Raw genomic sequence first — 13836 nt, 5'->3', positions numbered from 1 at the left:
TGATGATCCCGTAGGAGCGGCTTCCAGCCGCGATTGCACCAGCCGGCTCCCAATAAAATCGCGGCTGGAAGCCGCTCCTACAAAAGTCAAGCTCTTAACCGTTCGCAGTATAACAGGCGCTCTGCAGGGCGTCAGGCAAGAAAAAGTCAGGCAAATACGAGCATTTTGCCGGGCTACGGCGCAGAACTGCACGCGGCAACCCGGCTCAGAGGATTCCGAAAGCCCATCCCCCTCATTCAACGGTGACCGATTTGGCCAGGTTGCGGGGCTTATCCACATCGAGTCCCTTCATGGCGGAAACATGGTAGGCCAGGAGCTGCAGGTATACGACTCCCACGAGTCCCGCGAACAGATCGTCCACCCGGGGAACGTACAGGACGTCGTCGGCCACCTGTTCGATGAGGGTATTGCCCTCGACGGTGATTCCGATGACATAAGCCCCTCTGGCCTTGACCTCCTTGATGTTGGAGATGGATTTTTCAAAGAGATTCTGCTGGGTCGCCAAGGCGATGACCGGGGTGCCCGGCTCGATGAGGGCGATGGTACCGTGCTTCAACTCTCCCGCGGCGAAGGCTTCCGTGTGCACATAGGAAATTTCTTTCATCTTCAGCGAGCCTTCCAGGGCAATGCAGTAATCCATTCCCCGGCCGATGAAGAAACCGTGCTCCACATTCACGAGCTTGTCTGCAATTTGCCGCACCTGGGGCTCGTTTTCGATGACCGCTTCGATCTTCTCGGGAACCTCTTTCAGTTTTTCCAGGAGAGTGCGGTAACTCTCGAGATCGAGCACGTCCTTCTTGAAGGCCATGTCGAGGGCCAGCATGAAGAGGCAGGTGATCTGTGTGGTGTACGCCTTGGTGGAGGCGACGGAAATTTCAGGTCCGGCCCAGGTGTAGATGACATGCTCGGCCTCCCGGGCGATGGACGACCCCATGACATTGGTGATGGCCAGAGTCCGGGCACCGCGCTTTTTGGCCTCGCGGAGGGCGGCGAGGGTGTCGAGGGTCTCCCCCGACTGGCTGACCAGAATGACGAGAGTTTTCTCATCGATGAACGGCGTGTCGTATCGGAATTCCGACGAGATGTCGGTCTCCACCTTGATGCGGGCAATCTTTTCGATGGCCTTGCGCCCCACCATGCCCGCATGATAGGCAGTTCCGCAGGCTACGATATAAATGGATTCGATTTCCGCCAGGTCTTCCCTCGTCAGCTTGATGTCGTCGAACCTCACCAGTCCGTTTTCATCCAGCCGCCGGGTGATGGTTTCCTTGATGCCGTGGGGCTGTTCGTAGATCTCCTTGATCATGAAATGCGGGTAGCCCCCCTTGGTGGCGGATTCCAGGTCCCAGGTGATCTCCGTCAGCTCTTTGGAGACTTTTTTTCTTTGGAGATCATAGACTTCGATCGTGTCCCGGGTGAGGACCGCCACGTCTCCATCTTCCAGGAGGTACACATTTTTGGTGTATTTGAGCAAAGCGGGGATGTCCGAGGCGATGAAGTTTTCGCCCTCGCCAACCCCGATCACGAGGGGGCTGTCCTTGCGCGCGGCGATCAAAACATCCGGCCGGTCCTTGTGGATGACCCCGAGGGCATAAGCCCCTCTCACCCGCTCCAGGGTCTTGTAGACCGCATCGAGAAGATCCCCGCTGTAGTAGAAATCGATGAGATGCGAGACCACTTCCGTGTCGGTCTCGGACTTGAAAACGACGCCATTCTTCTTGAGCTCGCTCTTGATTTCAAGGTAATTTTCGATGATGCCGTTATGGACCACCGCCAGGGAACAGGTTTCGTCGCTGTGAGGATGCGAGTTGGCATCGGAGGGCTCACCGTGAGTTGCCCACCGTGTATGGCCGATGCCCATGCATCCGCACAGGGGCTTCACCTTCAATTCCTCTTCCAGGAGCTGCAGTCTCCCTTTCTTCTTCTCGATGACAATTTCCCGTCCATCGTTGACGGCAACGCCGGCCGAATCGTACCCCCGGTATTCCAACCGGGACAACCCGTCCATGATGACTTCCACCGCCTGTCTCGCACCGATATAACCCACTATTCCGCACATACGCTCATGCTCCTCTAAAACAGCCTTTCCAGAAAGGTCTCTTTTAGAAGAAAGCCAGTCACGGGAATGCCTTTGTTTCTGCAATCGCTTGCAGGGTTTGTACATTCCTCGGGCTGTGACATCCCTCAGGGCATCCGCCGAATCTTTCGATGGCCCTGCGTCCTCGTCGACTCATACCCAGTTCCATATGAGCCCTGGCGCTTGGTCTGCTTTCTTTTGGCTCTCTCCTGAATGCTCCTCACCCAAAATACTTCGACGCCACCTTCACGGACTCATGCTCCACCACCTTTTCCACAGGGTCCCGAACCATTCCGCAATGCTGCGACTCCCCATCTCTTGGTACACATAGGGGACAACACCAAGCAAAAACTATACCCAAAACACCATAGCCCCCACAGCCCAGGGGGAAACCGGGGGCTATTTTTGTGTCAGACGTTTGGCCGCTTCTTCATAGCCGGGTTTTCCCAGCAGGGCAAACATGTTCTTCTTGTATGCTTCCACTCCGGGCTGGTCGAAGGGATTGACCCCCAGGAGGTACCCACTGACGGCACAAGCCTTTTCGAAGAAATAATAAAGATATCCCAGGTGATAGGGCGTCGCCGCCGGCATGCGGAGGACGAGATTGGGAACGCCCCCCTCGACGTGCGCCAGGATCGTTCCCTGGGAAGCCTTTTTGTTCACGTCATCGAGGGTTTTACCCGCCAGAAAATTGAGTCCGTCCAGGTCACCTTCATCTTCCACCAGTGTGAGATCCACTTCGGGAGCTTCGATGCTGATCTGGGTTTCAAAGAGCTGCCTGCGACCGTCCTGGATGTACTGTCCCAGGGAATGCAAATCCGTCGTGAAGTCCGCCGATGCGGGGAACAACCCTTTGCCGTCTTTGCCTTCGGATTCGCCGAACAGCTGTTTCCACCATTCGGCGATGAAGTGCAATTTTGGTTCATAGTTGATCATCAATTCGATGTTTTTGCCTTTTCTGTGCAAAATATTTCTCACGGCCACATATCGGTAACAGTCGTTCTCGGCATAAGGAGCCTTGAAATCTTCCGAGGCGTCCGCAGCCCCCTGCATGAGGGCATCGATATCGATGCCGGCCACAGCAATGGGCAAAAGACCGACGGCAGTCAGAACGGAATACCTTCCTCCCACGTCATCGGGCACAACAAAGGTCTCGTACCCTTCCTCCGTCGCGAGCTGCTTCAAAGCCCCACGAGCCCGATCCGTCGTCGCAAAAATTCTCTGTCGCGCGCCGGCCTTTCCGTATTTTTCTTCCAGCTTCTTCTTGAGAATCCTGAAGGCGATGGCGGGTTCCGTGGTGGTTCCCGACTTAGAGATGACATTGACGGAAAAATCTCTCTCTCCGATGATTTCCAGCACATCCATGCAATACGCTGCAGAAAGATTGATCCCGAGAAAATAGATTTCAGGGCCCTTTCGCACAGCCTTGGGCAAAGCGTTGAAGAAGGAATGGCTCAAAAATTCAATGGCGGACTTGGCTCCCAGGTAAGAGCCCCCGATGCCCACGACGACAAGCACATCCGAGTGCGCTTTGATCTTTCCCGCCGCGGCCTTGATGCGTGCGAATTCTTCCCGGTCATGAGCCACGGGCAAGTCGAGCCAGCCCAGGAAATCGTTCCCCGGCCCCGACTTCTCTTCAAGAACCCTGGCCGCCTCCATCACCGGGCGTTCCATGAACTGAAGCTCATGAGGATTGATAAAAGAAAGGGCGTGGGAATCGTCGAAAGCAAGTTTTTTCATGGCCATCCTCGGTTCGTGTTTAACGAATTATTAGGTCAAGAGATTGGGCGATTCTTTTTATCCAGATTGTCGTGAAAATGGAGAAAAGAAGAAACTGATGCATTTTTGCCCGCTCTTCGGACGATGTCAAGGAGCGTTGAAGGGGGAATGCAAATTGTCGCTGCATTCAGGCATGGCATGCGCGCGATTTTTTGGTTATGATACATACAAAGCCCACCTGGAGAACAGAAAGGGGAAACCATGAAGGAAGCCGGATTCTATGAAAGGCTGGGTGACGAAAAGGTTCAGTGCCGGTTGTGCGCCCATGAATGCGTCATCGTTCCTGGAAAACGGGGAATTTGCGGCGTCCGGGAGAACCGGGACGGGACACTCCATTCTCTCGTCTACGGCAAGATCATCTCCCAGCATGTGGATCCCATCGAAAAGAAGCCCCTCTTCCACTTTCTCCCCGGATCACGGGCCTATTCCATTGCCACGGTGGGCTGCAACTTTCAGTGCCTCCATTGCCAGAACTATGAAATATCCCAGTTTCCCCGCCTCTACGAGAGCGAGATCATCGGCGAGGATCTGACCCCGGAGGAGCTCATCCGCAAGGTGAAAGCCAGCCGGGCTGAAAGCATCGCTTACACCTACACGGAGCCCACCATTTTTTCGGAATTTGCCCGCGACACCGCCGTACTGGCTCGCGGTGAAGGAATCCGCAATGTCTTCGTTTCCAACGGGTTCATGACGGAGGCGTCGGCCCGAGCCATGGCCACGGTCCTCGATGCCGACAACATCGATCTCAAGAGCTTTTCCGACGCGTTCTACCACAAGGTCTGCAAGGCAAGGCTGCAACCGGTCCTCGACACCATCATCCTCATGAAGCAACTGGGCGTTTGGGTGGAGGTGACGACCCTGGTCATTCCCGGCCTGAATGACTCGGATGAAGAGCTCAAAGACATCGCCGCCTTCATCAAGGGCGTGGGCATAGAGATTCCGTGGCACGTTTCAGCATTTTACCCGACCTATAAGATGTTGGATCGACCCCGGACAACCGCCTCCCAACTGCAGCGGGCGCGGGAGATCGGCCTGGAGGCAGGCCTCCGGTATGTTTACACCGGCAACATCCCTGGCGACAGAGGGGAAAACACCTATTGCCCTGCCTGCGGAGAGCTCCTCATCCAGCGCACCGGGTACACCATCCGCCGCAACGTGCTCCAGGACGGATGCTGCCCCAAGTGCACCGCCCCCATTGACGGGGTATGGAAGTAGGAGGGGGGGCATGGCTAAGTAACTGTTTAAAAATCCGTTTGCTCGTCATTCCAGCTGAAGCTGGAATCCAGGAAAATGCTTTGGTGGATGCAGAAAAGAATAGCCCCACACCTGGCCGGCCGCGCTTCCTTCCCTGCGGTGAAACGGCTGTCAGTATAGAATTCGGGAACATCATCGACCTGGAAGTCAACCGGAGGGTGCACGCCCTGTGCCGTAAACTGACGGAAGCCAGGCTCCCGGGGGTTCTCTCCTTCAACCCGACGTATCGATCTCTTTTTGTCCAATACGACCCATGGGAAAGCTCTTACGAGCAGCTCATCCTGGAGATTGAAAAGCTTCTTCAGGAGCCGGAAGGCCCCCTGAAAGACGAGCGAGTCATGAGCATTCCCGTGTGTTACGGGGGGGAATACGGTCCGGATATGGAAGAGGCGGCGTCCGCACACGGCCTGACGGTGGAAGAGGTCGTCGCCCTGCACTCCGCGCCCCTCTATCATGTCTACATGATCGGCTTCACACCGGGCTTCGCTTACCTGGGAGGCCTGGACCCCCGGCTGTTCATACCGAGGAAAACGACGCCCCGCATTCGGGTGCCGGCGGGCAGTGTCGGGATCGCCGACCAGCAGACGGGGATCTATTCCATTGAGAGTCCGGGAGGATGGCAGCTCATCGGGCGAACACCATTGAAGCTCTTCGACTCGGCACGCCCCGCCCCCTTCCTCCTGGAAGCAGGAATGTCCATAAAATTCATACCGATAAGTGCAGATGAATACAGCCATTCTTGAAATCATTCACGGCGGTCCTCTGGCCACGATCCAGGACAGGGGGCGCCTGGGATATCAGCACATGGGAGTCCCGGTTTCCGGGGCCATGGACCCCTGCGCGCTGACCATCGGCAATTCCCTCGTGGGAAACCCTCCCCACGAAGCCTGCATCGAGATCACCCTGGGAGGTTTTGAGGGGGTCTTCCTGGGCAATATGGCCTTTTGCGTGACCGGCCCCGGTGAATCCGCCAAGCTGAACGGCGAGCCCATTCCGTCGTGGTCGGCGCTTCAGGCAGTCCATGGAGACCGTCTTACCGTGGAGCGTTCTTGCAAGGGGGTGCGGGATTATCTGTGCCTGGCTGGAGGAGTGGATGTGCCCCTCGTTCTCGGCAGCAAATCGACTTACCTGCGCGGCCGTTTCGGGGGCTTCGGTGGAAGGGCGCTGCGGAGCGGGGATCGCATCTTCACGGGAAAACGAAAGGGGAAGCTCATCCGCAACCACCCCTGGAACCTCATTCCGGCCTATTCACAGCACCTCATCCTGAGGTTCGTGCCGGGTCCCCAGGACGAGGAACTGAGCGATGAAGGCGTCCATGCCTTCACCACCGGAACCTACAGGCTGACGGACCGCATGGACCGCATGGGCTGCGCCCTCAAAGGCCCCAGGATCACCCACCGAACAGGGCCGGACATCATTTCCGACGGCATCGCCCTGGGAGCCGTCCAGGTGCCGGGCAACGGCCAGCCCATGATCCTGCTGGCGGATCGCCCCACCACGGGAGGCTATGTGAAAGCAGGAACGGTGGTTTCCGCCGACATTCCCCTCATCGCCCAGGCACTGCCGGAAGCGGAAGTCCGCTTCTCCCCGGTGAACCTCATCAAGGCGCGGGAAATCTACATCAAGAAGGAATACGGACTGCGGCGGTACGCCGCTCAGACCGGACTCCGGTGGGAGTGACACGGACACCATGCCTGTCGACATCAATTGCGATATGGGCGAAAGCTTCGGCTCCTATTCCATCGGGGAAGACGAAAAGATCATTCCCTTCATCACCTCGGCCAACATCGCATGCGGCTACCATGCAGGGGACCCCCTCGTGATGGCGCGGACCGTCTCCCTGGCGGAAGCACATGGTGTCAGCGTCGGCGCTCACCCGGGCTATCCCGACCTGATGGGCTACGGCCGCCGCAGGCTCCAGACCTTTCCGGGAGAAATCAAGGGTTACCTGCTCTACCAGATGGGAGCCCTCAGCGCTTTCACGCGAGCGGCCGGGGTCCAATTACGGCACGTGAAGCCCCATGGAGCGCTCTACAACCATGCCGTAGGAGACGAAGCGGCGGCCCAGGAGGTCATCGAGGCTGTGAAGTCCTTTGATCCGGAGCTGTTTCTTTTTACTCTTTCCGGTTCCATCTGTGCTGAAATGGCTGAGGCCTCCGGCCTGCGGGTGGTCCAGGAGGTCTTCCCGGACCGGGCTTACCTTCCGGACGGGCAGCTGGCCCCCCGCAGCATGGAGGGCTCCGTCCTCCATGACCCGGACACGGTGCGCAGGCGGGTCGTGAAGCTCATCCGTCATGGTCGGCTCACTGCGGTGAACGGGGACGAGATCCGGCTTCGGGCGGACACCCTCTGTGTCCATGGAGATACTCCCGGAGCCTGGATGTTGGCCAAAGCCATTCGCGAAGCACTGGAAGATGCAGGAATCCGGGTTGCACCGCCCGGAGACTGGTGAAATCAACAACGTCTTCCCGACTCGCCGGTCAAATGGGTACGACAACGAGACATTGCTCTCCCGCGTAGGGTGTGGGCTTTTGCCCACCAACCGATGCTTTCGGCGCAGAATGGTGGGCAAAGCCCACCCTACGCGCCGGGCATATCAGAAGAGCTCTTTGAAGAAGGCTTTCATGGCCTCCCAGGAGCGCTTGTCGGCCTTTTCATTGTAGGCCACGCCGGTGGAAGCATCCGTGCCGGAGCCAGGGTTGGTGAAGCTGTGTACGGCGCCGCCATAGTAGATCATCTGCCAGTCCACGGCAGCTTTGCGCATTTCATCTTGAAACGCGGCTACTTCTGCGGACGGCACATGGGGGTCGTCGGCGCCGTGCAGCACCAGGACCTTACCCTTGATGTTTTTCGCATCGGCAGGCTCAGGCGTACCCAGGCCCCCGTGGAAGCTCACAACTCCGGCCACGGGAGCGCCGCTGCGGGCCAGCTCGAGCACGGTCGTCCCCCCGAAGCAGTAGCCGATGGCGGCGATGCGTGAAGGATCGACAAGGGGCTGCTTCCGGAGCTCATCCAGGCCCGCCTGGGCCCTGGCTCGCATGAGGGGGCGGTCTCCCTTGTAGATTCCTGACAGCTTGGCAGCCTCCTCGGGCGTTTTTGCCCGCACACCCTTGCCATACATATCCAGGGCGAAGGCCACATATCCCATCCCCGCCAGCTGCTCGGCCCGCTTCATGGCATAATCCTCGAGTCCCATCCATTCATGGACCACGAGCACACCCGGGCGCGGCCCTTTGACAGCATCATCATAGGCCAGGTAACCCTCCAGGAGTGTTTCTCCATGACGGTACTGCACCCATTCCGTATGGATGGCCCCATGCGCGTTGACGGCGGCCAGAAGAATCATTGCCAGTGGAATTGAATATTTCATGGTAGACTCCTTCTTTAAGGTTTTTAAGCAAACTTAGGACGTCCCTTGCCCCCTTGCAAGGCGGCGGCTACCCTGTGGTGACATAAACGCATTATTTCATGGGCGTCCCTCTCGATGCTCCAGCCAGTCCACCCCGAAGAGCTCCCCTGTATCCTCTATCCTCGGAGCACTTCACGGCTGCTAACCATTGAAGTCTTCATGTATTCCTGTTATTGTGCGGCACAATTACATGAACAAATGGAGGAGGTTGACAAATGAGACATAGCCAAGCTGTAAAGGTCGTCGGAGCAAGCGGCCAGATCTCCCTTGGAAAGCAATATGCCGGACAGACTGTGCTCATGGAGCAGGTCGAGGAAGGGGTGTGGCTTCTCAAGATCGCTAAAGTCATTCCGGATAGCGAGCTTTGGATTCACGCCGAGCCTAAGAAAACACGGATCGATCAAGCCATTTCCTGGGCCAGGGAAAACCCGCCGAAGGAAACCGATTTGGAGACGTTGAGTGGGCGAATCTCATAATGTGCTGCTCGATCTAAACAACCCCATATTCCAGGACGATCTCCTCAGCCTTGAAAGGGATGAGGCGGGCCGAGTCCTTGCGACGCTTCGCAAGATCAAAAAACTTGCCTGGGCCGAAGCTTACAGAGACACGGGCCTGCACTGGGAGCTTGTCCAATCCAAAAAGGGACCAAACGGCACTCGCCTTTACACTGTTCGCGTGAGCGACAAATTTCGGGCGCTGGTCTACAGCGAAGGGCAATTTATGCGATTTTTGTCGCTTCACCCGGATCATGATTCAGCGTACCGTTAGCAGCGTACGATTGCTCCGGGTGTGATGAGCAAACTTTGACGAACCGGGACGCTGAGCGATATACCGAGGACCTGGACGAGCCGGCACCATGAACATTCCCCCCAACCCTGAGCTTCAACTGGCCCACGATTTTGTGGAGTACACCGACCGGAACATCTTCCTGACCGGCAAGGCAGGCACCGGCAAAACCACGTTTCTTCACAACATGAAAAAGAATACCCACAAGCGCATGATCGTCACCGCTCCGACCGGTGTGGCGGCCATCAACGCCGGCGGGGTCACCCTGCATTCATTTTTCCAGTTGCCTTTCGGTCCATTCGTGCCGGGGAGCGAAGACTACGGCCGCCACAACCAGCACAGGTTCAGCAAAGAGAAAATCAATATTGTAAGGAGCCTGGACCTGCTGGTCATCGATGAGATCAGCATGGTGCGGGCGGATTTGCTCGACGGGGTCGACAGTGTCCTGAGGCACTACCGCCGCAACGATCTGCCCTTCGGCGGGGTCCAGCTGCTCATGATCGGAGACCTGCAGCAGCTTTCCCCCGTCGTCAAGGAGGACGACCGGGCCATCCTGCGGGACTTCTATGATTCCATGTACTTCTTCGGCTGCCGCGCCCTCAGCCTTTCGGACCTGGTGGTGATCGAGCTGAAGCACATCTACCGCCAGTCGGACGGGCGCTTCATCGACCTCCTGAACCGGGTGCGCGACAATCAGCTCGACCAGGCTTCGCTTCATGAGCTCAACAGCCGCTACCGTAAGAATTTCAGACCCGGTGAAAACGACGGCACTATCACGTTGAGCACCCACAACCGGAGCGCCGATGCCATCAACGAATCCAGGCTGAAGGCTCTGCCTGAGAAACCGCGGAGCTTTCGTGCCGAGGTCGAGGGGGATTTTCCGGAGTATTCGTATCCGACGTCCCTGGAGCTCACCCTCAAAAAGGGCGCCCAGGTGATGTTCGTGAAGAACGATCCCTCGCCGGGGAAGCTCTATTTCAACGGCAAGATCGGAAAGATCACCCGGATGACTGACCAGTCGGTTTCGGTGAAGTGCCCCGGCGATGAGGGGGAGATCACGGTGGAGCCGGCAATCTGGGAAAACATCAAATACCGGATCGATCCCGCGACAGCGGAAATCACCGAGGACAAGGTCGGCAGCTTCGTGCAGCTTCCCCTCAAGCTGGCCTGGGCCATCACCATTCATAAAAGCCAGGGGCTGACATTCGACCGGGCCGTCATCGACGCCGGGGCTGCCTTTGCCCACGGGCAGGTTTACGTTGCCTTGAGCCGCTGCAAGACCTTCGAAGGCCTGGTGCTGAGCTCGCCCATTCCGGGCCACGCCATCAAGACCGATGGAGCCGTGTCCCAGTTTATTGCGCAAACATCCGAGACCCCACCTTCGGTGGAGAAGCTCCAAGCCGCCAAGATCCTCTATCAGCAGCGGCTGCTCACCGAATGCTTCGACTTTTCCCAGCTGCGCGGGCTGCTGGGACGGTTCATTCGAGTGCTCCGGGCCAATGCCAGGACTGTCAGCCTGTCGGGCGCAGGGGACCTCCAGGAGATGGAGGACCGGGCAAGAGCGGAGATCTTCGTCGTCAGCGAAAAGTTCCACAGGCAATTGACCGGGCTTTTCGCGGACGACAAGCCGCCGGAAGCGGACCCGGCGGTCCTCGACCGCACCACCAGGGCCGGGGTCTATTTCGAGGAGAAGCTCAACTCGATTCTGGGGGACCGGCTCGCGGCCCTGCGAATCGACACGGACAACAAGGAAATTGCAAAGATCGCCAGGGTCGCCCTGGACGAGCTCAAGAAAGAGACGGCAGTGAAGCTTGCGGCTGCGCGGAGCTGTAAGCCCGGCTTTTCTCCTGCCCGCTACCTGCGCGCCCTGTCATCCGCCGAAATCGACCTGACGACGGCCAGAGAGACAAAAAACAGGACTGCCGACACTGACGTCTCTGAAATCGGCGCCCCGGAGCTCCTCCAGGCACTGAAGGATTGGCGCGCCGCCAAGGCCGGGGAAGCCGGTCTCCCCCACTACCAGATTTTGCACCAGAGCGTGTTGATGCAGATCGCGGCAACTCTGCCCGACAGTCCTGCGGCCCTCATGAGCATCAGGGGGATCGGAAAGCGCCTCTGCGAGAAATACGGGCAGGAGCTGCTGGCCCTGGTTTCCGCCTATCGGCAGAAGCACGGAATCAGCGGACCCGTTCGATCGACGACGGCCGCCCCCAAGCCCCCTGCCACGGGAGGGAAGACTGCCGCAAAAGATACAAGGCAGATTACCTACGAGTTGTTCAGCAAGGGATTGACCGTTGCTCAGGTGGCCCGGGAGCGGGGTCTCGCCCATTCCACCATAGAGGGCCATCTGACCTGCTTCGTGGAAACCGGCCGGCTCGATGTCGGAAAGTTGATCCCCGAGGAAAAGCTCAAAGCCATCGATCAGAGGCTGATGGAAATGAAGGACAAGCCGCTGGGGGAAATCAAGCAAAGCCTGGGCGATAGTTATTCATACGGTGAAATCAGGCTGGTCCAGGCACACCGGAACTATCTGGCAACCGGGAACGCCACAAAAGAGCTTCCTGCCTGATGCCGGAATGGCGCTTGAGAGGCTGTTTAAAAATTCATCTGCTCGGGAGTCAAACCGGCTTCGATTGCCCCCAAGGAGGGAATTTTCAGACAGCCTCCGAGATGTGTCACGACTTGGTCCTTGATGGAAGGGCTTTCTTTTCGCAGGCGAAACTGAGGCGATTTGGACTGTACGTGCAGCAGGATTTTTGAGAGGGACCCGACAACGGTCTCCTGATGAGGAGAGGATGGGAGTATGGCGAAAATAGGAAGAAATGCCCCCTGCCCTTGCGGGAGCGGCAAGAAGTACAAGAAATGTTGCCTCGCAAAAGAGGAGGAAGCAAGACGATCCGCCATGGAGGATCGAGAGAGGAGAGCGCTCCTGGCCACTAAAGTGGCCGAAGAGGACGAAGAGCTCTTCGTCGATGAGGAAGAGGAGGAGCTCGAGGAGGATTCCGAAGAGGAGTCCTATGATGAGACTTTAGACGAGATGGTTGATGACGAGGTAGGGGATGAGACCTTCGAGGATTCGAGATCGGTGATCCGACTGCGCAAAACCGTGTCGAAGGAGAGTCCTCCCATCAGCGATGCAGAACAGGAAATCGTCGACCGGTGGTGGGAAGAGTATAAGAAGATGAGCGGGGTCGAGGAGATCAGGCAACATCTTGAGGATTTTCTGCGGGACCATCCCAAACTGGTACCAAATCTTGAATTACACACGGAGGTGCTGTTCGAGCTGGGCGGCAAATATCTCAGGGAAGGCAGGCACGCGGACTATATCGATCTCCTGTTGAAAATGCGGAGCCGGTTCACCGACGCGTATATCAGGAGCTTCGGTTACTACGACCGTGACATCATCGCTCATAAGATCACCATCGGCCGCAAAGACGAGGCAGCGAACTTCCTGAACTTCTTCAAGGAGTATCCCGAGCACGATCCGGACAACCTCTTCAAAACCATTGAGCTCATGATGGCGAACAATTGCCGGGAAATGGTCACCGATTTGGTCCAGGACGTTTATTACAGTGTTTACACATCACCCGGAATCTTTGGAGGAGAGGAGCTCCTCGAGATCCTGGTGGCGGCATACATGGCTCCTTTCCTCAGGCCTGATTTCACTCATACCGACCTGGAGGACCTGGCTGCAAAACTGAAGACCATCAGGATCCTTCTCAAAGACGAGCTCTATCAGCCCGATTTCCTGAGGCAACATTTCGAGCTCATTCTGAACAGCCGAACCAGTTGGAACATAGATGACTGCAAGACGAGGGAGCAGGTGTTCGTGCGATACTACCAAGTCAGCCTCAACTTCATGGGATTCCTCCATGAGCATAAAGAGAAAGATTGGCTGGCGGCAGAATTCCACAGGAAGCTGCTCTTGAGGTACCTCATTCATGCCATCCCGGAAGGAAAGCTGCCCAGGGAAACGTTTGTTTTCACCAAAAACAAGATCGAAACAACGATTGCAAGAACCTGCAAATCTTTCATCTTCCTGGACAGCACTGCTGCCCTCGTTTCCCTGAATTCCATCTACTGGTTTGCTGAATACCTTGAAACGACACAATGCATCACGGAGGAACGGAGAGCGGGGATTCAACAATGGTGCCTCGAGCTCCACAAACAGGTTTTACCCGGTCTGCTGAGAACAGAGGTGTCGGCCAGAGCATTTGAAAGGTTTCCTTTTTGACGGCGGTGGATGATCATCGGTGAAGCTTCACCATAAAGATGACCGGGCCAAGGATGGATCGCCCGGCCCGGAATCAGCTTCTGGAATATGTCCGACTGGGCGATATAATAGTTGTGATTGCTGCCGAGGCAGTGAGGTCGACGGAGTGGAAAGGCGAAGATTTTTTGAATACTTAAGTACCCAAGCAAAAGTTTCACAACATTCTAGGTGGAGAAGTTGATTGTGTATTTCGTTCCAAAGTTCTTCAATATGTGATCAATGGCCTCCTGTAGTAAACTAAAGGAGAGATAGGCTGAG

11 protein-coding genes are annotated in these 13836 nt (G+C 56.9%); 8 read left to right on the top strand and 3 right to left on the bottom strand.

Annotated features, from left to right (window positions below):
* Positions 1-232 precede the first annotated feature (232 nt).
* Entirely contained in the window at positions 233-2059 is a 1827-nt protein-coding gene (gene glmS, locus MWC30_RS14570; protein ID WP_244084925.1) for a glutamine--fructose-6-phosphate transaminase (isomerizing), read from the bottom strand.
* A 417-nt stretch (positions 2060-2476) separates the two neighbouring features.
* Positions 2477-3817, bottom strand: coding sequence for a glucose-6-phosphate isomerase (locus MWC30_RS14565; protein ID WP_244084924.1), 1341 nt, complete (start codon positions 3815-3817; stop codon positions 2477-2479).
* A gap of 240 nt (positions 3818-4057) precedes the next feature.
* Here MWC30_RS14565 and amrS point away from each other — a divergent pair, with 240 nt between their 5' ends.
* The 4 genes from amrS (at position 4058) to MWC30_RS14545 (ending at position 7562) form a co-directional block, all read left to right on the top strand.
* The gene (gene amrS / locus MWC30_RS14560; RefSeq protein WP_244084923.1) at positions 4058-5071 is read left to right on the top strand and encodes an AmmeMemoRadiSam system radical SAM enzyme; all 1014 of its coding nucleotides are present in this window, start codon (positions 4058-4060) and stop codon (positions 5069-5071) included.
* Between the two features lie 83 nt (positions 5072-5154).
* Positions 5155-5853, top strand: a complete 699-nt coding sequence (pxpB, locus tag MWC30_RS14555) for a 5-oxoprolinase subunit PxpB (protein WP_244084922.1) — start codon at positions 5155-5157, stop codon at positions 5851-5853.
* Positions 5834-6790, top strand: a complete 957-nt coding sequence (locus tag MWC30_RS14550) for a biotin-dependent carboxyltransferase family protein (protein WP_244084921.1) — start codon at positions 5834-5836, stop codon at positions 6788-6790. Before pxpB ends, MWC30_RS14550 begins: the two co-directional genes overlap by 20 nt.
* Before the next feature lie 10 nt (positions 6791-6800).
* On the top strand, positions 6801-7562 hold the full coding sequence (locus tag MWC30_RS14545) for a LamB/YcsF family protein (protein WP_244084920.1): 762 nt from the start codon (positions 6801-6803) through the stop codon (positions 7560-7562).
* A 144-nt stretch (positions 7563-7706) separates the two neighbouring features.
* Here the strand turns inward: MWC30_RS14545 and MWC30_RS14540 are convergent, their stop codons facing one another.
* Positions 7707-8480, bottom strand: a complete 774-nt coding sequence (locus tag MWC30_RS14540) for a dienelactone hydrolase family protein (protein ID WP_244084919.1) — start codon at positions 8478-8480, stop codon at positions 7707-7709.
* A 254-nt stretch (positions 8481-8734) separates the two neighbouring features.
* Between MWC30_RS14540 and MWC30_RS14535 the strand changes: the two genes are divergently transcribed.
* From MWC30_RS14535 to MWC30_RS14510, 4 genes are all read left to right on the top strand, one after another.
* Complete coding sequence (locus MWC30_RS14535; RefSeq protein WP_244084918.1) at positions 8735-8995, top strand: hypothetical protein; 261 nt, start codon at positions 8735-8737, stop codon at positions 8993-8995.
* Complete coding sequence (locus MWC30_RS14530) at positions 8979-9287, top strand: hypothetical protein (protein WP_244084917.1); 309 nt, start codon at positions 8979-8981, stop codon at positions 9285-9287. Before MWC30_RS14535 ends, MWC30_RS14530 begins: the two co-directional genes overlap by 17 nt.
* Before the next feature lie 88 nt (positions 9288-9375).
* Entirely contained in the window at positions 9376-11874 is a 2499-nt protein-coding gene (locus tag MWC30_RS22680; protein ID WP_269467791.1) for a helix-turn-helix domain-containing protein, read from the top strand.
* Positions 11875-12108: 234 nt separating this feature from the next.
* Complete coding sequence (locus MWC30_RS14510; RefSeq protein ID WP_244084916.1) at positions 12109-13539, top strand: YecA family protein; 1431 nt, start codon at positions 12109-12111, stop codon at positions 13537-13539.
* Positions 13540-13836: the final 297 nt, after the last annotated feature.

This window comes from Desulforhabdus sp. TSK (assembly GCF_022836495.1).
GTDB lineage: Bacteria > Desulfobacterota > Syntrophobacteria > Syntrophobacterales > Syntrophobacteraceae > Desulforhabdus.
The sequence above is the reverse complement of the archived record's forward strand: the minus strand, read 5'-3'. Positions and strand labels throughout refer to the sequence as shown.